This is a genomic window from Mycobacterium dioxanotrophicus, from assembly GCF_002157835.1.
Lineage (GTDB): Bacteria > Actinomycetota > Actinomycetes > Mycobacteriales > Mycobacteriaceae > Mycobacterium > Mycobacterium dioxanotrophicus.
In genome coordinates, this window is record NZ_CP020809.1 from 7,492,076 (window position 1) to 7,513,371 (window position 21,296).

Here is a 21,296-nt window from a genome sequence, read left to right on the forward strand (position 1 = left end):
TGATCCCCCGAACCATCCCCTATAACCTGCCTGCCCACAGAGCGATCTGCCAGGCGCCGATGGCGATGCCGACGAGGCACACCGCCAACACCACCCAATACAACGTTGTCGTCCAACCTGGCGCCGAATAGATGAACTCGGTCCTTCTGCGGGTGTCCACCCGGGTGTAGAGGGCCAGCGCGCCGATCGCGATGGGGCCGGCCAGCAGCCACCCGGCCACCGCGGTCGGCCAGCCGAGCCCAAGGACCGCGCCAAGGATGCCGACGATGACGCCGAGCAACGCCAGTCCCAGCGCCACCGCGAACCAGACCAGCGGTGGGCCTGCGGTTTGCAGCGTTGCTCCCGGTGCGACGGCGGCGGGCTGACCGAACGCGTCGACGGCGCCGTAGTTACCGGTATCCGGCGCGGCGCCGAACGCGTCCTGAGGCTGCGTGTGCTGTGTGCGCGGTTGGCCCGGAGGTTGCCCTGCCCACGGGTCGAAACCGCCGGACTGCGGCGCCGACGGCGCACCGGCCGGTGCGCCCTGCTGGCTCGGCCGCTTCGGTGGCCCGAAGTCGCTGAAATCGAACGGGTTCGGATTGCTCATGACCGCCCCAATCCTCCGTTCTGCGATCCGGTCATCCAGGCGTCGGCGACCGCGCGAATGCGTCGGCAGCAGCCCGCTGTGGTTGCTGTGAACACCGGTCGGGCGGCATTGCACGACTCTATCGGAGACATCTCGACTCGGACCCCGTCAGCTAACTTCCGCCGGAGCGGTCGCAGCGGTCCGTTCGCATCCGCGCGGAACCCATGTCAGCCGCGGTAAGGCGAGATGCAGGCGAAGATCGTCTGGTCCGCATCTGCGATGAATTGGTCTGTGCACACGTTGGTCGGTGCCACCTTGTCGACGCGATAGATCCCCGGGATCGCGAGGCACGCCGACCGCACCATCGTGACGGCCTTGGCGTCGGGGTTGTTCGGAGAGGCCCCATGCTCCTCTATCTGAATGCAGTCCCCGGCCCGCAGATCGGTGACGTGGACCTGCTGGGGCTGCGGCGGAGGGGGCGGCGCAGGCACCGTGGTGCGCGTCGTCGACCGCTTGGTGGTGGTTTTCGACGTGCTGGTCTTCGATGTCGTTGTGGTGGTCGTCGTAGTCGAGGACGACGAGTCGTTCTTGTTCAGCACCAGGAACACGACAAGCGCGATGATCGCCACGAAGATCATCAGGTAGGACACTGTCAGACCGATCAGGGCGCGTTCACGGCCCTTCTCACCGGTCTTCTTGATCTGTGACAGCGCCAGATGCCCGAGTACCGCACCGATGGGCGCGAAGACGACGCCGAAGACGATCGAAAGCGTTGCCAACGCGTTGGTCTGACCCGACTGTGGGCCGGGCGGTGGTCCGTATCCCGGCGGCCCCGGCGGATAGCCAGGAGGGGGCCCCTGCGGCGGAAAACCGGGCGGACCGCCCGGTGCGCCGGGAAATCCCGGTGGACCTGCGGGAGGAAAGCCTCCGCCTTGTCCGGCGAACGGATCATTGCCGAACGGACCTGTCGGGCCACCCCCGTACCCGCCGTATGTCATTTATCAGTCCCGCCGTCGACTACGCGTGATTCTGCGTCAAATTCCACCACCATTGCACACGGATTACCCGTCAATGTCGGTGCGGAGACTCGATCGTAATCGGCCCGCGTTTGCCATGCGTGCCGCTGCGTACTGGACTGTGCCACTACCGCCTCGAGCCTCCTTCGGTGTTCCACGTGCAACGGCCGCCTTGAGCCTAACCCGGCATGACCCGCCCTCCCGGCACCAAATAGGTTGGCTGAGCGAGTGCACAGGAAGGGGTCGCCCGCTGTGGCTCCCGGGTGGTCGTCTTCCGTTGTCCTACATCGTTGAACACGTCACTCACGTCGAGCCCATCCTCTCCGCCGGAGTGGTCACCGGGCGCGTGGAATCTGTTGCTGGACAACAGTTCTGAAATAGTTGTCGGGCAATCGGAGATGCACGCCGTCAAGAGGTGCGCCGACCATGCTCCCGCTTGTCGCCTCGCCGCAACGACGGCTCACCGAACTGCGGAGACCGGAGCACTAAGACGTTCGTTCGAGTCAATGGTTCGAGACAGCGCGTGGATAAGCTTCGCGTAGCCAAACAACATCTTCGGAAACTGGAGAGCGTGCCATGCGGGTGCCGGCAGACGAACGAAAAGAACAACTGATCTCGGCGACCGTTGAACTGATGCGTCGCGAGGGTGTTCAGTCGGTGACCATCCGGGCGATTGCCAAGGAGGCCAACGCCAACTTGGCTGCGGCACATTATTGCTTCAGCAACAAGGACGAGCTCATGGACGCGGCCGCCGAGGCGTGGTTCAAGAACTTGAGCCGGTTTTCCAAAGACGCCTCGATTGAGCTGGGGCTCCGTACGGCAGTGGAACAGGTGGCAGACGGCTACTGGCGCGCGTTGGAAGAAGAACCAAGGAGCCTGCTCGCCGAGTTCGAACTCATCTTCTGGGCAACGCGGAATGCCGCCGTCAGCCCGCTGGCTACGAAAATTTACCCTGCCTACGAAGCGGAACTCGGACGCATCTTCTCCTCCGCCGCCGGTAACAGTGGTGACGAATGCCTCATCGGATTCCCGGCGCTCGTCAGATCCTTTCTGATGGTTTACGACGGGGCTGCCATCCAGTATCTGACCGATCCGACAGCCGCTGATTACCGAGCTTTGTTCTTCATGATGGTTGACGCACTGCTGGTCAAAGCCGGCGTGTAAGTTCCGCTACCCCTGACGGCTACCGCTCGCGTGCATCCCATTCGAATCTGGCTCCGCACTGAATCCAGCGCCACGCAGCTAACCCCTCCGGCCATGCTGACGCCCGGCGGCGCCGCAGAGTCAGCCCGTCTCCAGAATCTTCCGACCGCGCCCCCCGACAGGCCGGCGGGCGCCCACCCATGCCCGAGTTGATCCAGGTCCGACATCACTAACGACCGTCTTAAACGGTTGACTTAAACCAGTGTCTATGTCACAGTTGTGCCCGTCGCCGTAGGTGACTGACGTCACACCTGGTTGTTCGTAAGCGGTCCGCCTCCTCTCAGCCACACGACGGAGGCTCGGGCCCGGTGACTACCTATCTCTCCTCTCTCCCTGGCGGCGCTGACTTGATCAACGCCTTCGACACCAGGGCGAAAAGGCTGAGGACACAACTTCATCGACTGCAATGCGCGCGGCCTGAACCCAGAAATGGAGCTGGACCATTGAGTATCACCAACAAAGAGGCTGAAGAGCCGCCCGCCAAACTTGCGGACAGCGGCGGGCCCAGAGTCAACTGGCGAGTGCTCATCATTGCCGCAGCTATCATCCTAACCTTCTCTATCTGGGCGATAGCGACTCCCCGCAATGCCAAGGACACCATGAAAACGGCCATGTCGTGGCTCGCCGCAAACGTCGGCTGGGTCTATGTCCTCACGGTCACGGTCGTCCTCGGATACATCCTGTGGGTGGCACTGTCCAAGGTTGGCTCCATCCGGCTGGGCCCCGATCACTCCCGCCCGCAATACCGACTTTTCACGTGGGTCGCCCAGTTGTTTGCCGCCGGCGTGGGAATCGACATGCTGTTCTTCTCCGTCACCGGACCCATCACCCAGTACATGAATCCCCCCGCCGGCGAAGGCCAGACGCCCGCCGCCGCCCAGGACGCGGTGGTGTGGACCATGTTCCACTACGGGATAGCCGGCTGGGCCATGTATGCGCTGCTGGGCATGGCCATGGGGTATTTCGCCTACCGGAAGGGCAAGCCGCTGTCGATCCGGTCCGCCATATACCCGTTGCTGGGCAAACGGGTCCACGGCGGCGTCGGTGACGCGGTCGATATCGTCGTCTTGGTAGGAACGGTCGTAGGGGTCGCCACGGCACTGGGTATCGGAGTGGTGCTACTGAATGTCGGCTTCTCCATCATCTTCGGCCTCGAACAGGGCCTAGCTCTGCAGATCGCACTGGTAATTGTCGCCGTAGTGGTGACCATCGGTGCGTGCACCTCGGGCGTCGACAAAGGAATCCGCTGGATAGCCGAGCTGAACATTTGGGCCACGGCGGCCACGCTGCTCTACATCTTGGTGACCGGCCAGACGTCCTTCCTGCTCAACGCCCTGCTGGAGAACATCGGCCGCTTTATCTTCACCCTGCCGGCCCGCACACTACAGACCTTCGCCTACGAGCCGGGCGGCTCAGAGTGGATGGGTGCCTGGACTCTGTTCTTCTGGGCTTTCTGGCTGGCCTGGGGACCTTTCGTAGCCCTGTTCCTGGCACGTATTTCACGTGGTCGGACGCTGTGATGGCGCTAAAGAAGACTGCCCAGAGATGCTAAGCGAAATTGCCCAGTTGGCTTGAGTGGCTAAGGTTAGCAGGTTCGTCGTTGCAGGGGAACGATTGTGCCGTCGCCGGGGGTGCTGGGGCGGGCAGCTTCTGGAGTGGTCAGCAAAGCGACGATGGTGATGGGTTCGCCGCAATGCGGGCAGGAACGGGTGGCGGCCGGCTGTGGGGCGGGTGGCCGGGCCTCGGTGACGGTGGCGGCGGTGTCGCTGTGTTTGCGTTGCTCCCAGGCGTGTTTGCGGCAGCGGTCTGAGCAGTAGATCTTGGTCGGTGTGGTGGCGGTGAATTCGGTCCAGCAGGCTTGGCAGGAACGGGTCTCAGCTGACATGGGCGGCGACCGCCTTACGCATCGTTTCGGCGGTGGCTTGGTGGTTGCGCAGCCGGTAGCTGGGTCCGTCGATACCGACCACGGTGGCGCGGTGCAGTAGCCTGTCCAACATGGCGGCTGCGACGGTGGCGTCTCCGAAAGCGGTTGCCCAGTCAGCGATCCCAACATTGGTTGTCAGAATCGTACTCGACTTCAGATACCGTTGGTTGATCACCTGGAACAACGCGGATGCCCCATCGCCGGGCAGCGGAAGGTAGCCAAGTTCGTCAATCACCAACAGTTTCGGTCCGGCGAAGAACCGCATGCAGGTGTGCCAGCGGCCTTCCAGGGCGGCTTTGTGGCAGCGGGCCGCCAGGTCGGCGGCGGTGGTGAAATACACCCGGTGGCCGGCCTCGACCGCGCCGCGGGCCAACGCGACGGCCAGCATGGTCTTGCCGACCCCGGGTGGGCCGACGAACAGCACGTTGGCCGCGTCGTCGAGGAAGCGCAGACTGGCCAGGTCGTTGATCAGTTTGGCGTCGACCCGGGCTGGGCGGCGAAATCGAAATCGGCCATGGTCCAGGGTTCGGGCAGACAGGCGAACCGCAACCGTGAGGTCAGCCGGCGGGCTTCGGTGGCGTTGACCTCGATCTCCAACAGCCGCTCCAAAGCGGCGGTCAGGGACAGGTTTTCGGCGCGGGCGGCATCGAGGATGCGGGGTAGCGCTTCGGCTGCGTCGCCGAGTTTCAGATAGGACAGATGTGCCCGGAGTTGTTGGTATCGGCGGGCTTCGCTCATCTGTGGGACGGTTTTGCTCAAGGGGGTTACTCCTGGTTCTGTTCGGTTGGATGGTGTTGGGGAACAACGGATAGCCGTGCTGCGGTCGCCGCATAGACGGCCAGATCGATCACTACCTTCTGGGCGGGATCGTTCGCCGGGGCACCACGCAGCCGCGCGGCCTCGGCAACGGCGGCCACCGAGGGCGGTCGCCGGGTCTTATGAGTGCAAGGCCTGGCCGTCGAGAACCCCGATAGCACTGCCTGTTCGAGCGCGACGACGTGACCGGCATCGCGCACCACCGCGCCGCTGCCGTCGACCGCGCGGCGGTGCGCGGCAACAACGGCTCCCGATGCCGTGGTCAATTGCACGGTGTCAGAGCCCAGGCGGTGGGTGACGGTCACCGTGGCCCCGGCCAGCCCCGGCGGCACCGAGTACTGATTGCCCCGCCAGGACACCAACGCTTGTGGAGTGACGATGCGGTGTTCGGTCAACTCGGCCGGATACGAACCCGTCGGCAGTGACCGTAGTGGTTCGGCATCGGCCAGGGCGCCGACGGTGGTGGCCTGCCCGTCGCGGCGCCGGCGGCGCCCGTCGAGCTTCACGCACAGCCGGTCCAGCGACGCCTGGGCTTGCTCGATCGTGGTGTCGTCGGTGACGGTGCGCCACCAGCGTTGGGCGGCAGCGTGATTGGACTTCTCCACCACACCCTTGCGGTTGCCCCGTCGTGGCGGGCACACATCGACGGCGACAGCGTAGTGTTTGGCCACCCCGGCGAACGCCGCGGTGATCCGGCCCGATTCGGGATGACATACCGTGGCCATCCGGTCGAACCGCCACCGCTGGGTGACCCCACCCAACCGGATGCTGACCGCCTCGATCGCTTCCACGACGTGCGCGAAGTCCTCGGCCGGGCCAGCGCCCCGCGCCAGCGGCTCGAATGGGCCAACGCCCCGACCAGCAGGTGGGCATGCCGGTCAGCCGCCCACGATGCTGGTGGATCGGGCAGCTCGACCCAGTCCCACTGAGTCTCGACCCCGGGCGGATGATCGATGACCGCGACGTCGCGGCCCTTGACCGACTGACACGGCTCGCAATGCGGTCGCAGCCCCAGGTTTCGGATTGCCAGGGTCAGCGACGGATACGAGCCGGTAAAACCTAGCTCGACGAGTTCGTCGAACAGGGTTGAGGCCCACAGGTGCGGATCGTCAGCCAGGCGGATCCGGCAGTACTCGACGAACGGATCGATCACCAGCGGTTCAGAGCGTTGGCGTTGCCCGGGTACTCGTTCCCCAGCCAGATAGGCCCGAACGGTTCGGCGATTGATCCCGAGATGGCGAGCGATCGCCGATATCGACCAACCCTGCTCCCGAAGCGCATGCGCTTCCACATCACCCTCCAGCGACAGCAAACGACGGCCCTCCCATTCATCAGCGGAAACACAACTCCGCTGACGATGAGCAGAACCCCGACAAGCAGTCCGACGACACGCCGAACCACCGCTGCCAACTGGGCACTTTCAATTAGCGAGACTGAGCACTTTCACTTAGCGCCATCAGCTGCGCGAGTTCGTGATTGCTGCGATCACTGTCCCGGTGCTGTGCGACTTCTTGGTCGTGAGCATCTTCGGCAACAGCGCTATGCACGAGGTCCTGGGAGGGAACACTGCGTTCGCTCAACTGGCCATGGACAACCCCCAACAGGGCTGGTACGCGTTGCTCGGGACGTTCCCCGGAGCAGCCATTCTGATCGGTCTGGCCACGTTGGCGGGCGTGCTGTTCTACATCACCAGCGCCAACTCCGGTGCCATGATGATGTCCAACTTCTCTTCCACCATTCCTGATCCGTCGCAAGACGGGCCAAAATGGCTGCGAGTGTTCTGGGCCCTCGTCACCGGGCTGCTGGTCATCGCGATGCTGGTGGCAGGTGGCGTGACCACCATGGAGTACGCCACGCTCATCTTCGCCCTTCCCGTGACGATTATCGCCTGGCTTGTCATGGCGTCCTTCACCAAAGCGCTGCGGGTGGAGCGCGCCCAACTTGAAGGCCGGGTGCTGCGCCGGTCGTCCATGGCGGTAACCAACGGTCATACGGCCGACCACACCTGGCGGCACAGGCTTCGCGGGATGTGGTCCTATCCGTCCAAGAAACAGGCCGCCCAGTTTATGGAAGACACCGTTCATCCCGCACTGACCGAACTGGTGGCGGAGTTCATTGAGCAAGGCCACCAAGCCAGCCTCGATATCGAGCCGAACGCCGAGATAGACATTCCCGGTTACACATTGGTGGTCGGCATTCCGGACCACAGCGACTTCGTATATCAGGTCCAGGCTGTGGAAGCTCCCGTTCCTGTATTCGGTGGGCGCATGTTCCCTGAAACCGATGCCTACTACCGGGTGGAGGTTTTCACCCAGACCGGCTCCAAAGGCTATGACCTCATGGGCGTGACGCACGACCAAGTGATCGAAGACGTCCTGGCCCGGTACGAAAGTCACCTGGGCTTCCTGACCTACCTGGAACAGGCACAACCACAGGCCCGCGAACAGACCCGCCGGCCCAAGGAGCTGACTGAACCTGCACATTGATCAGCAGAACGTGAGGTTTTGAGGCCGACTCAGTCTCGTACCTGGAGGGGTGGCTATGCGGGTGCCCGCAGACGAACGACGAGGACAGCTGATTTCAGCGACCCTCGAACTCATGAGACGCAAAGGCGTTCAGTCGGTGACCATGCGGGCCATCGCCAAGGAGGCCAACGCCCCCTTGGCCACCGCGCACTATTGCTTCGACGACAAGAGCGAACTCATGGACGCGTCCGCCGAGGCGTGGTTGAAGAACTTGAACCTCTTCTCCCACGGGATTTCGGTTCACCTGGGACTCCGTAAGGCCGTGGAACAAGTGGCCGAAGAGTACTGGCGTTCTTTGACCGAACAACCTGCAAGCCTCCTCGCCGAGATCGAACTCATTCTGTGGGCAACCCGTAACGCTGAGGTAAGTCCGCTGGCAGCGAAGATCTATCCCGCCTATGTGGTGGAGCTGGGAAATACCTTCGCTGCCGCGGCCCAAAACAACGGTGATCAGTGCCTTATCGACTTCACGACACTCGTGCGGTCTTTCTTGATGATCTACGACGGGGCAGCCCTTCAATACATGACCGACCCGAACGCAAGCGATTTCAGCTCGATGTTCTTCACGATGGTTGATGCATTGTTGATCAAGGCCGGCGTTTGAAGACAACGGCCACGGCGGGACCGGTCCTGCGGGGTCGCCTGCGAAATACACGCCGTGAGTGGCACCGAGGTAGCTGTTCGGTATCGGAGAGCCTAGGGAATGGCACTCATCGGCGTAGCTGTTGCAAAGTCTGTACCAGAAAGGCGGACAGGTTCGACGCTTCATTGAGCGCCGTTCCGCATTGAGATGACCTTCCTAAACTTTGACCAGAACTTCTGCCATGCAGATGTTCTGACGAACGGAGAGATGTGACGAAATCGACCGCCCAGCCGTCGATGCTGCCGGTGGGGAATGCAATCGATTCTTGGCCGGCAAAGACCATGCAGCCCATGAAGAACGAGTGGCCCAGATTGCGGTGCAGGTTCATAAACGCTGACCCTGTCGGTGCGTGGGATGACTTCATACTCATGGAGTGGGAGCTGGACCGATGCGGTTGGGAGGACTTCCATCCTCACTCTGAGACGGCCGTCGTTGTGGAAGGCGAACTCCACATCGAGTGTGACGGTGAATCTGTCATTCTGGGCCCCGGCGACTCGGCTCGCGTGAATCCCCACCGCACAGGGCGATATTGGGCGCCTGTCTACGCGCGGATGGTAACGACCTACGGACCCAACCCTGACGGTTTGGAGTCCCACTCGTTCCGATACTTCGAAATCTGAGTTCGAGCCGAGGACAAGAGGCCGTCGCGCCCGAAGTAAACGAGGACACCAACTGCACCGGGCCCCTTCGTCATACCGTGCGAGGCGTGGCACTTGGAAGGCTCCGGCTGAGGTTCGTGAGGAGCTGGCATGCGACTGCCACAGCAGTTGCCCGGACCCAATGGCGACCATTGGGAATGGCAATTACGTGCGCGCTGTCGAGGTGTTGATTCGTCAGTGTTTTTTGCCCCGGATGGCGAGCGCGGTCGTGCCCGGTGGGTGCGAGAAGAACGCGCCAAACGGCTGTGCCTGGACTGTCCGGTGCTTGCGCAGTGCCGCGAGCACGCGCTGACCATCGCTGAGCCATTCGGTGTATGGGGTGGATTGTCGGAGACGGAACGGGCGCCATTAGCGGGGAGCGTCGCGGCCATCGGCGACAGTAGAGCTCCCGGTGTACCCGACCCGGAACGCTAGTCAGCCATCGACTGATTCGGCTGCACGAGCTGGTCGGCTACGACACGTTGGACGGTTGAGCGGCCTGCGGCGTTAGCCTGGTCAGATGGGGTCTGTGATGCCAGCGGCGTTCATCGGGCACGGCAGCCCGATGAACGCCATCGAATCCAACCGGTACACCGCAGCCTGGCGGGAATTCGGCCGCTCGGTGCCCCGGCCACGGGCCATCTTGGTGGTCAGCGCGCACTGGTACATCAATGCCACCGCGGTCACCGCGATGCCCAGGCCACGCACCATCCACGACTTCTACGGATTTCCGCGTGAGCTGTTCGACGTGCAGTATCCGGCGCCCGGCCTGCCGGAGTTGGCCGAGGAGATCAGCGACACCGTGCATCCCACCTGGGTGGGCGCCGACGTGGACAGCTGGGGCATCGACCACGGGACGTGGTCGGTGCTGGTGCACGCCTTCCCCGACGCGTCGATCCCGGTGGTGCAGTTGTCCATCAACGCCAATGAACCCGCCGACTATCACCTGCAGCTCGGAGCCAAGCTCGCCGCACTGCGCGAACGCGGCGTGCTGGTGCTGGCCAGCGGCAACATCGTGCACAACCTGGCCGGGATGGACGCCGCACGTCCCGACGACGGCTACGACTGGGCGCAGCGTTTCGACGACGCCGCGCGCGAGCAGGTGCTCGACTCCCCCGCCGACATCCTCACCCTCGACGCCCACCGCGACTATCCGCTGGCCGTGCCCACCCCCGACCACTTCATCCCGTTCCTGTATTTCGCCGGACTTGCCTGCACCGCAACCACTTCCGCAGGGGTACTGATCAATGGCTACACCTTCGGGTCCTTGTCCATGACGGCTTACACGCTGCGCTGAGCCCGATCTGTCGGTGGCCCGCCGTAGCGTGCCGTCATGACGTACTGGATCAACACGGTCAGCCGTGACCACGTCGCACGCGGGGTGGCCGGCGGCTTCACCCAGGCCAACCATGGCAAGCCGCACATGCTGCGCAAGATGGTGCGCGGGGACTGGATCATCTTCTATTCACCGAGGACCACATTCCCCGACGGGCCACCGCTGCAGGCGTTCACCGCGATCGGCCAGGTCAGCGACGACGAGCCGTATCAAGCCGAGGTGGCCCCGGACTTCCGCCCGTGGCGCCGCGCGATGGATTTCCAAGCATGTGAGGAAGCCCCGATCCGGCCGCTGATCGACCACCTCGACTTCGTGGAAGACAAGAAGCGCTGGGGATATCGGTTCCGGTTCGGCGTGTTCGCGATCGATCAGCACGATTTCGAGGTCATCCGCTCGGCGATGAGCCCGCCGTGATCGCGCGCCTACACTCGGACCGGTGACAACGACGCAGCGCCGCGGATTCAACGACACCGTCACCCGATTCTGGAGCTTCGCCGCCCCGGCCTACGACCAGCGGTGCCTGCAGCGGTGGGTCTACCGGCCCGCACAGGACGAGGTCATCGCCCAGCTGCGGCAGCGTGGATCGACTGACGATGATTCGTGCTCCTCGCGTGCGCGGATCGCCGACATCGCATGCGGCACCGGCATCCTGGCTGACCGCATCCAGCGGGAGTTGCTGCCCGACGAGGTGTACGGCATCGACATGTCCGAGGGCATGCTGGCGCAGGCCCGCAAACGGTCCGACCGGGTGCGGTGGATGTCGGCCCCCGCCGAGGAACTGCCGTTCGAGGACGGATTCCTCGACGCCGTAGTGACCACGTCGGCGTTCCACTTCTTCGACCAGCCCGCCGCGCTGGCGGAATTCCACCGCGTGCTGGCCCCGGGCGGTATCGTCGCGGTGACGACCATCAGTCCGCGCCAACCGATTCCGGTGTTGCAGGCACTCTCCGCGGCGGTGTGGAGCCCCGCGCACAACCCGTCCGAATCGGAATTGCTGGCTCTGTTCGCGGGCGCCGGGTTCACCGTTGCCGACCAGCACCGGGTCCGCCGGCCGATCTGGACGCCGATCTCCGACCTGATCACCGTCGGCGTCAAACCGGCGTAGTGCCTGCCGCTTAATTAGGGAGCTCCGACGTCGGAGCGAATTTCGGCACGTACCACGCGAATTCCACCGAGGTAGGTCACGGCGGCACACCGCGGAATCGAACGCTGGTGTGCGCGCACAGGGGACGGTTCAGCTGCGACGGCAGAGCGGCACGGAAAGGTAGGCCCCGACCCCATCGTGATCGCGTGCTGTTGGCGTGCACCGCCATCCGCCCTTGGCTCGAAAACCTCGGGTCGACCGGCCCCACCATAGGCGAATTCGGCTGGCGGCCAGTGTTATCCGACCCGCCGGGTCACTCACCTAGTTGGGCGATGGTGGTGGTTCCGGTTGGAAGGGTGTGTACCACCACCAATCGGCGCGTTCGCCGGTCGGCCCGCGATAGGGCGGAACATCGGGTGGCGGTGTGGTCGGTGGCCGCGCCAGCGAGCCGGGATGGAGTTCCCGGCCCGTGGCGTCGGTGACCGTGAGTTGGTGGGCGGGGCCGGTGATGGTGATGCCGCCCTTGTGGTGCAACCGATGGTGGTAAGGACAGAGCATCACGAGATTGTCGAGTTCGGTGGGCCCGCCGTCTTCCCAATGCCGAATGTGATGGGCGTGTAGTCCCCGGGTAGCGCCGCAGCCGGGCACCGCACAGCAGCGATCGCGATGCTCCAAGGCGCGGCGCAGGCGGCGGTTGACGGTGCGGGCGCTACGCCCCGCCCCGATCGGTTGCCCATGGCGTTCGAACCACACCTCGCACGTCGCGTCGCAGGTCAGGTAGCGCCGCTCCTCATCGGACAGCACCGGCCCCAGATGCAAGGCAGCAACCGGCTTCTCCCCATCGCGGTCGAGGTCGACATGTACGACGACGGTGGTGTGTTGCCCGTGCGGGCGGGCTGCCACGTCGGCGTCCCAGCCCGACTCGACCAGGCCCATGAAGGCATCCACGGTGTTCGGGAACGGCGGCGCATGCTCTGAGGCCTGGTCCCCATCCTCGTGGTCGCGTTTCCACGCCGCGATCAGGGCGTCGTGATGCGACTGCATCGCCGCATCGACGGTCGCTGCCTCATCGCGCGGCAGGGTGATCCGGTAGGTCGTGGAGTCGGCGTGGACCTCTTTGCGGAACGAGCGTTTGGGTTCCGGCTCGGCTTCCGGGGTGGGTTCGGGTTCGGGGCGCGGTTCCAGCTTGACCGCGGTAGGCAACTGGGTCACTGTGGCGACCGCAGCCAGCTCGGCGTAGTGCGCATCGGAGCCGTCGGCCGCACCGCCGGCGATCACCCCCACCTGATCCAGCGACAACCGGCCCTCCCGCAGGCCCTCGACACAGAGCGGGAAGTCCTCGGCCCGTCGCGCGACCGCCACCACCGTGTCGGCGTTGTTGGGGGTGACACCGGTTTTCCAGGCCACCAACGCCGCGATCGAGCGAGCACCGGTGGCACCACACAACTCGTCGCGCTCCAGTTCGGCGACGATGTCGACGATGCGTCCGTCGATCGTGTTGCGTTGCCCGACCAGCTCGGCCAACTCCTCCAACAACACCTCTAACCGCTGCGCGGGACTCACCGCGTCAGCGTCGAAAGGTGTTGCACCCGACGGCATAACTCATTATTGCAGCGGTCACCGACACGTTCGGGACGCTGCAACTCGACGACCCCAGCGCCAACATCAGACCGGCTCGGGCACCTTCAGATCACGGCGCAGAGCGCTGAAATCGCTGATGGTCTTGGTGACCACGGTGGCGACGGGTCGCGCGTTGCGACCGGTCGCTTCGGTCTTGGACACCATCACCACGCCGTCGATGTAGGGCTGGATCGTGGTCGCGTTCTGCACGGTGGCCACGATCACCAGCTGGAAACCGAATTTGCGGAACGCTTCCAGCGCCTGTGAGGCGAACTGCGGATCGGACTTCGAGAACGCCTCGTCCAGCATCAGCTGCGCGAAAACCGGGGTGTTGTCGCCGCTGTCGGGGCTGGCCAGGTTGAAGCTCAGGGCGCCGGCCAGGCAGAACGCCATCAGTTTCTCCTGCTCGCCGCCGGAGTTGTCGCCGGCGTTGCTGTGCGTGCGGATCAATTCGTCGCTGCGCACATCCCATTCCGCGCAGTCGAACGCGAATCGGTTGCGCACGTCGAGCGCATCCCGGGTCCAGGCCCGGTCCTCAGGTGTGTTGCTGGCCAACCGGTTTCGCAGCCGTAGAATGTCGGCGTACTGATCCAGGATGGCCTTCTTGTCACCGAGGCCAACCTCGGCGATGCGCCGCGAGATGGCCTTGACGATGTCGGTCAGCTCCGAGACCGCAGCCAGGCTGCGCGGGGTGGCCCGCAGTGTCAGCCTTGTGCCGCGGTTGAATTCGACGGCGCCCAGCCCGGTGTTCACTCGGGCGATCTGGTCGCTGATCCGGCGGGTCTCCTGTTCGGCCACCCGGTGCAGGGTCAGGATCGCGTCGGGCGCCTGCTCGGTGATGAGCCGCATCATCCGCTCGTAGGCGTCGGGCAGTTCGCGCTCGTCGATGTGGCGGCACACCGCGACGTAGTCGTGCACGCGCTCGTCGAAGTCGTCGGAGTCGTTCGGAATCGCGTCGGGGAACGAGGTATCGAAAGTGGTTATGATGCGGGCCAGTTCGTCGTATGAACGCCTGCGGCTTTCGGTCAGCTGGTCACGTTCGCGGCGGATCGCGTTGAACAACGCATCGCGGTGCGGCTCGGGGTTGAGCAGCTCGAGTTCCACGGGAATCTCGGCGGCGTAGCGGTGCAGCAGCTCACTGATGGGTTCGGACACCGCGGCGGGCGCGAGCCGGTCCTGCAGTTCCAGCAGGCGGGTGCGACGCCTGTCCAGCTCGTCGCGACGCGTCTGGATGGCGCCGCGCCGGGTCATCAGGGTCTGGATGTCACTCCAGATCTCCTCGGCCCGCGCGCTGAGCGCCTCGATGTCGGGATTGTCGGCCAGCAGCAGCTCGTACTGTTCGCGCAGCCGGTCGGCGTGACCGTCGGCGGTCTCGGTGTCGATCTGGCTCCACTGCGGATACTGCTCGTAGATCGCCTTGCAGGCCGCGGCCTGATCACGCCACTGTTGCCGTTGGCGCGCGATCTCATCTGCGGCGTGGCGTGCCTGCTGGAAGGCGTTTTCGGCTTCGGTCAGCTCGGCGGTCAACGCGTCCAGCTTGGCCGCGATGTCGCCCTGGTAGATGTACTCCGACGGCTTGATCGGCCGACGATCGTCCTTGATGGCCAACCGGTCGGAATCCTTGTACAGGCCGGCGTCGGTCACCGCGCGACGGAACCGGGAGAACACATCGGGAGTGTCGACGCAGATGTGGTCACCGGCGGCGGCGATCACGTCGGCTGCCTCGGCCGCGCAGGGATGCGCAGGGTCGACGACGAACAGCTTGCCCGCCAACGTATTCGGCTCCGCGACACGACCCGTGGCGGTGACCCGGACGTGATGCAGCGCGAGCCTGCCGCGCATGTTGGTCTCGTTGACGAACCTCAGCACCTTGGCATAGTGCTGATCGGGCACCAGCAGCCGCAGACCGACCGGCCGAAGCACCTTTTCGACTGCCAGCCGCCAGCGCGCTTCCTCGGGGCGCAGGTCCAGCAGTTCGGCGACGTATGGGAGCTCGGCCGGGTCGATACCGACTGCGCTGCAGATGTTTTCGCGCATGGCGACGGCCGACTCGGGCAGCGCCGAACCTACGTGCTCGACCCGCTTGAGCTCCTTGGCGGCGTTGTCGCGGACGATGCGCGCCGACTTCTGGGCGTACTCGGCATCGGTCGACGCGTCGCGGCCCCATTCCAGCTTGCCGAGCATCTCGGTGGCCTGCCGGGTCAATTCCTCACGCAGATTCCAGAACTCGTCGGCAGACTCGGGCGGCTCGATGCCCTGCGCGCCCACCAGCTCCTCGTAGGCCGCGCGCCGCCGCGAGACCTCTTCGGCCTGCGCTTCCGCGGCGGCCACCTGCGCCTGCAGCGGGCCGACGTTGGTGCTGGCGCCGTTGATCTGCGCGTTGAGCGAATCCCCTTCGGCCTTGGCCAGATTGAGCTGCCTGGTCAGATCGGCGTGCTCGTTGTCCAGCTGGGTGACGTCGGCGTCCAGGGTTTCGATCTGGGCCGGGCACTGCTTGAGCCGCACATGGTCGGTGTAAGCCCGCACCAACGGTTGGTCCACCAGATCGATGATGCCCAGGTCGGAGGATTCCGAGGCGTAGCGGATCTGGATGGCCTCGATGTCGCCGAGGATCTTGCGCTTGCGCTGCGCGACGGCCAGCAGCTCGCGGGCCTCCACCAGCGGGTCGATCTGCTTGAGCGCCTCGGGCAGCCGGGCCAGGCTGTCGGGCTCGTCGAGCATGAACTCACGTACGAATTGTTCAAGCCCGCCAACGCTTTTCAGCGACTTGGCCTTGCCGAGCAGCTGCTGTGCGGCGTCGGATGCGCGGATCCCGATGGCCGCGTACAGCTGAGCCAGGTACTGCGATTCCACCTTGGTGGTGAACTTCCAGCCGTCACCTTTCCCGTCGCTGCGCTCGCCCCGGATACCCTTGAACACGCCCGTGTCGAAACGCCCTGCGGCCCAACGGTTGCAGACGTCTTCGATATCGAGATCACCCTCGCCCAGGACATACCGGCTCGACGAGTCGGAGCGGGATTCCCCGGTAAGCCACTTGAGCACCAGGCCGGTGATGGTGCGCCCGGTGTTGCTGCGGTATGTCACACCGACTGCAGACCAGGTGGTCCCGTCACCGCGCAGGTACATCACCTGGCTGGCGCCGCCGTCGCTGCGCTGCCCCCACGCGCCGCGCACATACTTGTCGACGGTGCGCCTGCCGGCGCTGGACCCCGCCGCGGTGTTGTCACCGGAGGCGTTGAAGTTGCGTCGGTTGAACGGCAGGAAGCCGAGCGAAATAGCGTCCAGCAGTGAGGATTTACCGCTGCCGGAGGCACCAGCGATCAGCGAGCCGCCCGCGCTGAACGGGATCGAGTGGTAGCCGTCGAACACCCCCCAGTTGATGATCTGCAGCCGGGACAGGTGGAACTGTTCAGTCGCGGACGGCATCGTCACCACTCCCATTCAGCAGAGCTTCGAACTGCTGCTGCAGTTCGGTGATCACCGACGCCGTCATGATGGCGCTGATGACGGGGCTGACGGTGTAGCTGTCCTCGTCGTCGCGGGTCTTGCGCAGGATGTCGAGGCCCGCAAGCCGGGCGATGGCCGCATCGATCCGTGCGGTGAACGTGACGGTGTCGCGGTCGGTGTCGTTGAGCACGCCGGAGAACAGGCCGTGGATCTCGTCCCGGGTGATCAGGAAGCTCTGGTCGCCACCCGCACGCATCATCTGCGCCAGGTGCAGCGCGAGGATCGAATCGTAGGTGCCGAGCGGTTCGCGGCGTAACAGCTTGATGCCCTTGGCGGATTCGTAGCGGGCCTGTTCGATGAAGGCGATCCCGATGTCGTCGACGATGCGCAACTGCAGGTCGAGTTCGGACAGCCGCACGGCCAGGTCGGAGCGGTACTCCTTGACCCAGCTGTAGACGTCGGTGTCGGATTCGCTGCTGATGTAGCGCCGCGTCAACAGGTGCTGCAGGGCCCAGCAGGCCCGGTCCGGCATGGCGCTGACGTCGCCGTCGAAGCGGGGGCGACGCTGCTGCGAGGCCCGGCCGTTGCGGTCGACCTCCGGCAGTGACGCGAAATCGATCGGTGAATCACTCATGCGCGATCCGCCTGCGCTTCTCGCCGGGTCACGATGCGGCCCCCAGAATCGGTTCGGTGAACACGAGGTGCGGTACCTCCATTTCGCGGTCCCTGCCGTCCAGGGATTGGAATCTGACCGTGGTGGACGCGGGGGTCTGCGAATCTCCGGCCGACCGCGGCTGCTTGAGCGCCCACGACCACAGCACGATGACGTGACCGAGGTACGCCGAATCGAGCATGCCCACCGCGTCCGGCAGCGACACCGGGGCTTGGCGCAGCGCGGTGTTGATCATCTCCGACATCGCCGGTGCGTCGACCTGGGTCGTCAGCGCGGCGAACGTCGACAGGTCCACCTCACCGTCAGCGACCTGCGCGGGCTTGGGCGCGGACAGGTCGTTGATTCGGAAGCTCAGTGCGCCGATCGAGCTGATGGTGTGCCGGGCCAGCGGCACGTCAAGGTCCAGGCGTGAATCCGTCAGCGACACCTTCAGCAGCGCGCGGGCGGCACCGATGGCGTCGTTGAGCTGCCGCGCCACCCCGCGGCTCTGCTCGAGAGTGCCGAAAGCGGTGAACCGCTTGACTCGCTGAGCGCAGCGCTGCTGGATACGTTCCACCTCGTCGATCTGGTGCCCGACCAACTCGAAGAAGCTCGCCATCACCTTGCGCAGCGCCGGGTCCAGCTCGGGCAGCGTCGCCGCGACGGTGGCGATGTCGGCCTCGAACTCGGCGCGCTGCTGCGGATCGTTGATCATCCGCAGGAACGCGCGGTGCGAGTCCCGGCCCGCTGAATCCCACGCCTCCTGGTAGTCGGCGTACATCCGACGTTGCCGGTCGCGGTAGTCGGCGTTGCTGTCGATCGGATCGTCGAGTGCGGCGGTGGCCTGCTCGATCATGCTGCCGTAGAGGCCGATGTCGGTGATCAGGCGTTCCATCTGCATCGCGATGGCGCGCGCCTCGTCGTACATGGCGGTGACATCGGGATCCGGCCGCAATCCGGCGTCGAGCTCATCGAGCTCGGCGTGCAGGGCCGCGATCTCCGCCTCGATGCCGGCCCGGATCCGGTCAGGGTCGTTGCCGACGCGCACCGCCACCTGCTTGAGCCGCGACGCGATGCCGTTGATCGATCCACCGGTCGCGATGGTGTCGTTGCGGCGCACGCCACGCACGAAGTCCAACGCTCGGCGCGCGTCCTGGGTCAGGTAGCAGACGTTGCGCTCGTGACCGGCCCGCGTGTCGGCCACCCGGTGCAGCCAGCCCTGGCTGGCCCAGCTCTTGATGAGGGCCAACCCGGACTGCTCCGAGTCGCCGAGTGCGGCGAGGTCACGCTCGAGACGCACCACCAGGTCGGTCTCGGCCACCGTGCCACCCGAGAGGTGACGTTCCATCAGCGTCGCGTACACGCCGAGGTTGAGGGTGGCCAAGAGCCGGACTGCGCGCGAGCCCTGAACTTCACGGTTGAGTTCGAGTAACTCGGCGGCCGACAGCGCCGCGTTGTCCTCCACCTGATTTCCCCCATGTCGTTCGCCAGACGGTCCAAGATAGGCCACGGCACCGACATCGGGTGAAATCGGGTTGGGGTCGCCCAGGTCAGGCCTGTGCCGGCCGCCAGCCCTACTCCGCTGCGGCTTCCAGGGTCGAGTTGAACGTCTCGCTGGGCCGCATCACCGCGCTGGTCTTGTCCGGGTCGGCGGCGTAGTAGCCACCGATGTCGACCGGCTTGCCCTGCACTGCGGCGAGCTCGGAGATGATGGTGTCCTCGTTCTCGGCCAGCGCCTTGGCCAGCGGGGCGAAGTGCTTGGCCAGCTCCGGATCGTCGGTCTGGGACGCGAGCTCCTCCGCCCAGTACATCGCCAGGTAGAACTGGCTGCCGCGGTTGTCGAGCTCACCGGTCTTGCGCGACGGGCCCTTGTTGTTGTCCAGCAGCTTGCCGGTCGCAGCGTCGAGCGTCTTGGCGAGGATCGCGGCCTTCTTGTTGCCGGACTTGTTGCCCAGATCCTCCAGGCTGGCGCCCAGTGCGAGGAACTCACCGAGCGAATCCCAGCGCAGGTGGTTCTCCTCCACGAGCTGGTGCACGTGCTTGGGCGCCGAGCCGCCGGCTCCCGTCTCGTAGAGCCCGCCACCGGCCATCAGCGGCACGATGGAGAGCATCTTGGCGCTGGTGCCCAGCTCCAGGATCGGGAACAGGTCGGTGAGGTAGTCACGCAGGATGTTGCCGGTCGCGGCGATGGTGTCCTGACCACGCATCGCCCGCTCGATGGTGTGCCGCATCGCGCGTTCCTGCGACATGATCTGAATGTCGAGGCCCTCGGTGTCGTGGTCCTTCAGGTACAGGTTGACCTTCTTGCGCAGCTCGGCCTCGTGCGGACGCTCCTGGTCCAGCCAGAACACCACCGGCATGCCCGAGATCCGGGCCCGGTTGACGGCCAGCTTGACCCAGTCCTGGATGGGCGCGTCCTTGACGATCGGCATGCGCCAGATGTCGCCAGCCTCGACGTTCTGGCTCAGCAGCACCTCGCCGGTCTCGTTGTCGACGATGTTGGCGACGCCGTCCTCGGGAATCTCGAACGTCTTGTCGTGGCTGCCGTACTCCTCGGCCTTCTGCGCCATCAGACCGACGTTGGGGACGGTGCCCATCGTCGTCGGATCGAACTGGCCGTGCGTCTTACAGAAGTTGATCATCTCCTGGTAGATCCGGGAGAACGTCGACTCCGGGTTGACGGCCTTGGTGTCCTTGGTGCGGCCGTCGGCGCCGTACATCTTGCCGCCGAGCCGGATCATCGCCGGCATCGACGCGTCGACGATCACATCGCTGGGCGAGTGGAAGTTCGAGATGCCCTTGGCCGAGTCGACCATGGCCAGCTCGGGCCGATGCTCGTGGCAGGCGTGCAGGTCGCGGATGATCTCTTCGTGCTGCGAGGCGGGCAGCGACTCGATCTTGGCGTAGAGGTCCGACAGGCCGTTGTTGACGTTGACGCCCAGCTCGTCGAACAACTTGCCGTGCTTGGCGAAGGCTTCCTTGTAGAAGATCTTGACGGCGTGGCCGAACACGATCGGGTGGCTGACCTTCATCATGGTCGCTTTGACGTGCAGCGAGAACATCACGCCCGTCTTGTAGGCGTCTTCCATCTGCTCTTCGTAGAAATCGCGCAGGGCCTTGACGCTCATGTACATGCTGTCGATGACGTCGCCGGCGTCGAGCGCAACCTCGGGCTTGAAGACGATGGTCTCGCCGTCACCGGTCACCAGCTCCATACGCACCTTGCGCGCCTTGTCGAGCGTCAGCGACTTCTCACCGTGGTAGAAGTCGCCTTCCTTCATGGTGGCCACGTGGGTCCGCGACGCCTGCGACCACTTGCCCATGCTGTGCGGGTGCTTGCGGGCATACTCCTTGACGGCCTTGGGTGCGCGGCGGTCGGAGTTGCCTTCACGCAGCACCGGGTTGACCGCGCTGCCGAGCACCTTGGCGTAGCGGTCCTTGATGGCCTTCTCGTCGTCGGTCTTCGCCTCGCCGGGGTAGTCCGGGACGGCGTAGCCCTTCTCCTGCAGTTCCTTGATGGCAGCCACCAGCTGCGGGACCGAGGCACTGATGTTGGGCAGCTTGATGATGTTGGTGTCCGGAAGCTGCGTCAGTTTGCCCAGCTCGGCCAGGTTGTCCGGGACGCGCTGGTCCTCGGTCAGGTAGTCACCGAACTCGGCCAGGATGCGAGCCGCCACCGAGATGTCGCTGGTCTCGACGTTGATGCCGGCCGGGTCGGTGAAGGCACGGATGACGGGCAGAAACGCATACGTCGCGAGCAGCGGCGCCTCGTCGGTGAGCGTGTAGATGATGGTCGGCTTGTCGGAGCTCATTTCTTTAGCATCTCC

At 64.9% G+C, this 21,296-nt stretch carries 18 protein-coding genes and 3 pseudogenes; 9 read left to right on the plus strand and 12 right to left on the minus strand.

The window, feature by feature from the left end; translation table 11 throughout:
* Window positions 1–19: 19 nt before the first annotated feature.
* Both BTO20_RS36115 and BTO20_RS36120 read right to left on the minus strand, forming a co-directional pair.
* On the minus strand, window positions 20–586 hold the full coding sequence (locus tag BTO20_RS36115; protein ID WP_087081238.1) for a COX15/CtaA family protein: 567 nt from the start codon (window positions 584–586) through the stop codon (window positions 20–22).
* Window positions 587–792: 206 nt separating this feature from the next.
* Complete coding sequence (locus tag BTO20_RS36120; RefSeq protein ID WP_087081240.1) at window positions 793–1,563, minus strand: DUF4190 domain-containing protein; 771 nt, start codon at window positions 1,561–1,563, stop codon at window positions 793–795.
* A 594-nt stretch (window positions 1,564–2,157) separates the two neighbouring features.
* Here BTO20_RS36120 and BTO20_RS36125 point away from each other — a divergent pair.
* Window positions 2,158–2,745 carry a TetR/AcrR family transcriptional regulator gene (locus tag BTO20_RS36125; RefSeq protein ID WP_087081242.1) on the plus strand — a complete coding sequence of 196 codons (588 nt, stop codon included), beginning with the start codon at window positions 2,158–2,160 and terminating at the stop codon, window positions 2,743–2,745.
* Window positions 2,746–3,227: 482 nt separating this feature from the next.
* Window positions 3,228–4,301, plus strand: a pseudogene (locus BTO20_RS36130) (BCCT family transporter); the annotation flags it as partial.
* Between the two features lie 68 nt (window positions 4,302–4,369).
* Here the strand turns inward: BTO20_RS36130 and BTO20_RS36135 are convergent.
* The 4 genes and pseudogenes from BTO20_RS36135 to BTO20_RS40855 form a co-directional block, all read right to left on the minus strand.
* Entirely contained in the window at window positions 4,370–4,669 is a 300-nt protein-coding gene (locus BTO20_RS36135) for a hypothetical protein (protein ID WP_087072533.1), read from the minus strand.
* Window positions 4,659–5,446 (minus strand): annotated as a pseudogene (gene istB / locus BTO20_RS36140) (IS21-like element helper ATPase IstB). Before istB ends, BTO20_RS36135 begins: the two are co-directional and overlap by 11 nt.
* A 26-nt stretch (window positions 5,447–5,472) precedes the next feature.
* Window positions 5,473–6,315: a Mu transposase domain-containing protein gene (locus BTO20_RS40850; RefSeq protein ID WP_232490971.1), complete on the minus strand. Its 843-nt coding sequence runs from the start codon at window positions 6,313–6,315 to the stop codon at window positions 5,473–5,475.
* A gap of 437 nt (window positions 6,316–6,752) precedes the next feature.
* Window positions 6,753–6,815, minus strand: a pseudogene (locus BTO20_RS40855) (hypothetical protein); the annotation flags it as partial.
* 181 nt (window positions 6,816–6,996) lie between these two features.
* On the opposite strand from BTO20_RS40855, the gene BTO20_RS36150 reads away from it, so the two are divergent.
* Complete coding sequence (locus BTO20_RS36150; RefSeq protein WP_232490972.1) at window positions 6,997–8,010, plus strand: BCCT family transporter; 1,014 nt, start codon at window positions 6,997–6,999, stop codon at window positions 8,008–8,010.
* A 55-nt stretch (window positions 8,011–8,065) separates the two neighbouring features.
* On the plus strand, window positions 8,066–8,653 hold the full coding sequence (locus BTO20_RS36155) for a TetR/AcrR family transcriptional regulator (RefSeq protein ID WP_087081244.1): 588 nt from the start codon (window positions 8,066–8,068) through the stop codon (window positions 8,651–8,653).
* A 106-nt stretch (window positions 8,654–8,759) separates the two neighbouring features.
* On the opposite strand, the gene BTO20_RS40030 is transcribed toward BTO20_RS36155, so the two are convergent.
* Window positions 8,760–9,020, minus strand: a complete 261-nt coding sequence (locus BTO20_RS40030; RefSeq protein WP_198344617.1) for a hypothetical protein — start codon at window positions 9,018–9,020, stop codon at window positions 8,760–8,762.
* 40 nt (window positions 9,021–9,060) lie between these two features.
* Between BTO20_RS40030 and BTO20_RS36160 the strand changes: the two genes are divergently transcribed.
* From BTO20_RS36160 to BTO20_RS36180, 5 genes are all read left to right on the plus strand, one after another.
* Window positions 9,061–9,312 carry a cupin domain-containing protein gene (locus tag BTO20_RS36160; RefSeq protein ID WP_232491303.1) on the plus strand — a complete coding sequence of 84 codons (252 nt, stop codon included), beginning with the start codon at window positions 9,061–9,063 and terminating at the stop codon, window positions 9,310–9,312.
* A gap of 129 nt (window positions 9,313–9,441) precedes the next feature.
* Entirely contained in the window at window positions 9,442–9,765 is a 324-nt protein-coding gene (locus tag BTO20_RS36165) for a WhiB family transcriptional regulator (protein WP_087081246.1), read from the plus strand.
* 97 nt (window positions 9,766–9,862) lie between these two features.
* A complete protein-coding gene (gene ygiD / locus BTO20_RS36170) occupies window positions 9,863–10,627 on the plus strand; it encodes a 4,5-DOPA-extradiol-dioxygenase (protein ID WP_087083191.1) in 765 nt (254 codons plus the stop codon).
* A gap of 36 nt (window positions 10,628–10,663) precedes the next feature.
* Entirely contained in the window at window positions 10,664–11,080 is a 417-nt protein-coding gene (locus BTO20_RS36175; RefSeq protein ID WP_087081248.1) for an EVE domain-containing protein, read from the plus strand.
* Window positions 11,081–11,102: 22 nt separating this feature from the next.
* On the plus strand, window positions 11,103–11,771 hold the full coding sequence (locus BTO20_RS36180; protein ID WP_087081251.1) for a class I SAM-dependent methyltransferase: 669 nt from the start codon (window positions 11,103–11,105) through the stop codon (window positions 11,769–11,771).
* 300 nt (window positions 11,772–12,071) lie between these two features.
* Here BTO20_RS36180 and BTO20_RS36185 read toward each other — a convergent pair whose 3' ends face one another.
* From BTO20_RS36185 to BTO20_RS36205, 5 genes are all read right to left on the minus strand, one after another.
* Window positions 12,072–13,349 carry an HNH endonuclease signature motif containing protein gene (locus BTO20_RS36185; RefSeq protein WP_087081253.1) on the minus strand — a complete coding sequence of 426 codons (1,278 nt, stop codon included), beginning with the start codon at window positions 13,347–13,349 and terminating at the stop codon, window positions 12,072–12,074.
* Between the two features lie 66 nt (window positions 13,350–13,415).
* Complete coding sequence (locus tag BTO20_RS36190) at window positions 13,416–16,796, minus strand: ATP-binding protein (RefSeq protein WP_087083193.1); 3,381 nt, start codon at window positions 16,794–16,796, stop codon at window positions 13,416–13,418.
* Window positions 16,780–17,451, minus strand: a complete 672-nt coding sequence (locus BTO20_RS36195) for a DUF4194 domain-containing protein (protein ID WP_087081255.1) — start codon at window positions 17,449–17,451, stop codon at window positions 16,780–16,782. The genes BTO20_RS36190 and BTO20_RS36195 overlap by 17 nt, the downstream gene beginning before the upstream one ends.
* A 28-nt stretch (window positions 17,452–17,479) precedes the next feature.
* A complete protein-coding gene (locus BTO20_RS36200; RefSeq protein ID WP_087081258.1) occupies window positions 17,480–18,934 on the minus strand; it encodes a DUF3375 domain-containing protein in 1,455 nt (484 codons plus the stop codon).
* 109 nt (window positions 18,935–19,043) lie between these two features.
* Entirely contained in the window at window positions 19,044–21,281 is a 2,238-nt protein-coding gene (locus BTO20_RS36205; RefSeq protein WP_087081260.1) for an NADP-dependent isocitrate dehydrogenase, read from the minus strand.
* Window positions 21,282–21,296: the final 15 nt, after the last annotated feature.

Bases quoted from the DNA above. Each gene is read 5' to 3' on its own strand.
- BTO20_RS36165 (WP_087081246.1), top strand. From the start codon at position 9,442: ATGCGACTGCCACAGCAGTTGCCCGGACCCAATGGCGACCATTGGGAA.
- BTO20_RS36195 (WP_087081255.1), bottom strand. From the start codon at position 17,451: ATGAGTGATTCACCGATCGATTTCGCGTCACTGCCGGAGGTCGACCGC.
- BTO20_RS36185 (WP_087081253.1), bottom strand. From the start codon at position 13,349: ATGCCGTCGGGTGCAACACCTTTCGACGCTGACGCGGTGAGTCCCGCG.
- BTO20_RS36155 (WP_087081244.1), top strand. From the start codon at position 8,066: ATGCGGGTGCCCGCAGACGAACGACGAGGACAGCTGATTTCAGCGACC.
- BTO20_RS36190 (WP_087083193.1), bottom strand. From the start codon at position 16,796: ATGCCGTCCGCGACTGAACAGTTCCACCTGTCCCGGCTGCAGATCATC.
- BTO20_RS36120 (WP_087081240.1), bottom strand. From the start codon at position 1,563: ATGACATACGGCGGGTACGGGGGTGGCCCGACAGGTCCGTTCGGCAAT.
- BTO20_RS36175 (WP_087081248.1), top strand. From the start codon at position 10,664: ATGACGTACTGGATCAACACGGTCAGCCGTGACCACGTCGCACGCGGG.
- BTO20_RS40030 (WP_198344617.1), bottom strand. From the start codon at position 9,020: ATGAACCTGCACCGCAATCTGGGCCACTCGTTCTTCATGGGCTGCATG.
- BTO20_RS36115 (WP_087081238.1), bottom strand. From the start codon at position 586: ATGAGCAATCCGAACCCGTTCGATTTCAGCGACTTCGGGCCACCGAAG.
- BTO20_RS36160 (WP_232491303.1), top strand. From the start codon at position 9,061: ATGGAGTGGGAGCTGGACCGATGCGGTTGGGAGGACTTCCATCCTCAC.
- BTO20_RS36205 (WP_087081260.1), bottom strand. From the start codon at position 21,281: ATGAGCTCCGACAAGCCGACCATCATCTACACGCTCACCGACGAGGCG.
- ygiD (WP_087083191.1), top strand. From the start codon at position 9,863: ATGCCAGCGGCGTTCATCGGGCACGGCAGCCCGATGAACGCCATCGAA.
- BTO20_RS36125 (WP_087081242.1), top strand. From the start codon at position 2,158: ATGCGGGTGCCGGCAGACGAACGAAAAGAACAACTGATCTCGGCGACC.
- BTO20_RS36135 (WP_087072533.1), bottom strand. From the start codon at position 4,669: ATGTCAGCTGAGACCCGTTCCTGCCAAGCCTGCTGGACCGAATTCACC.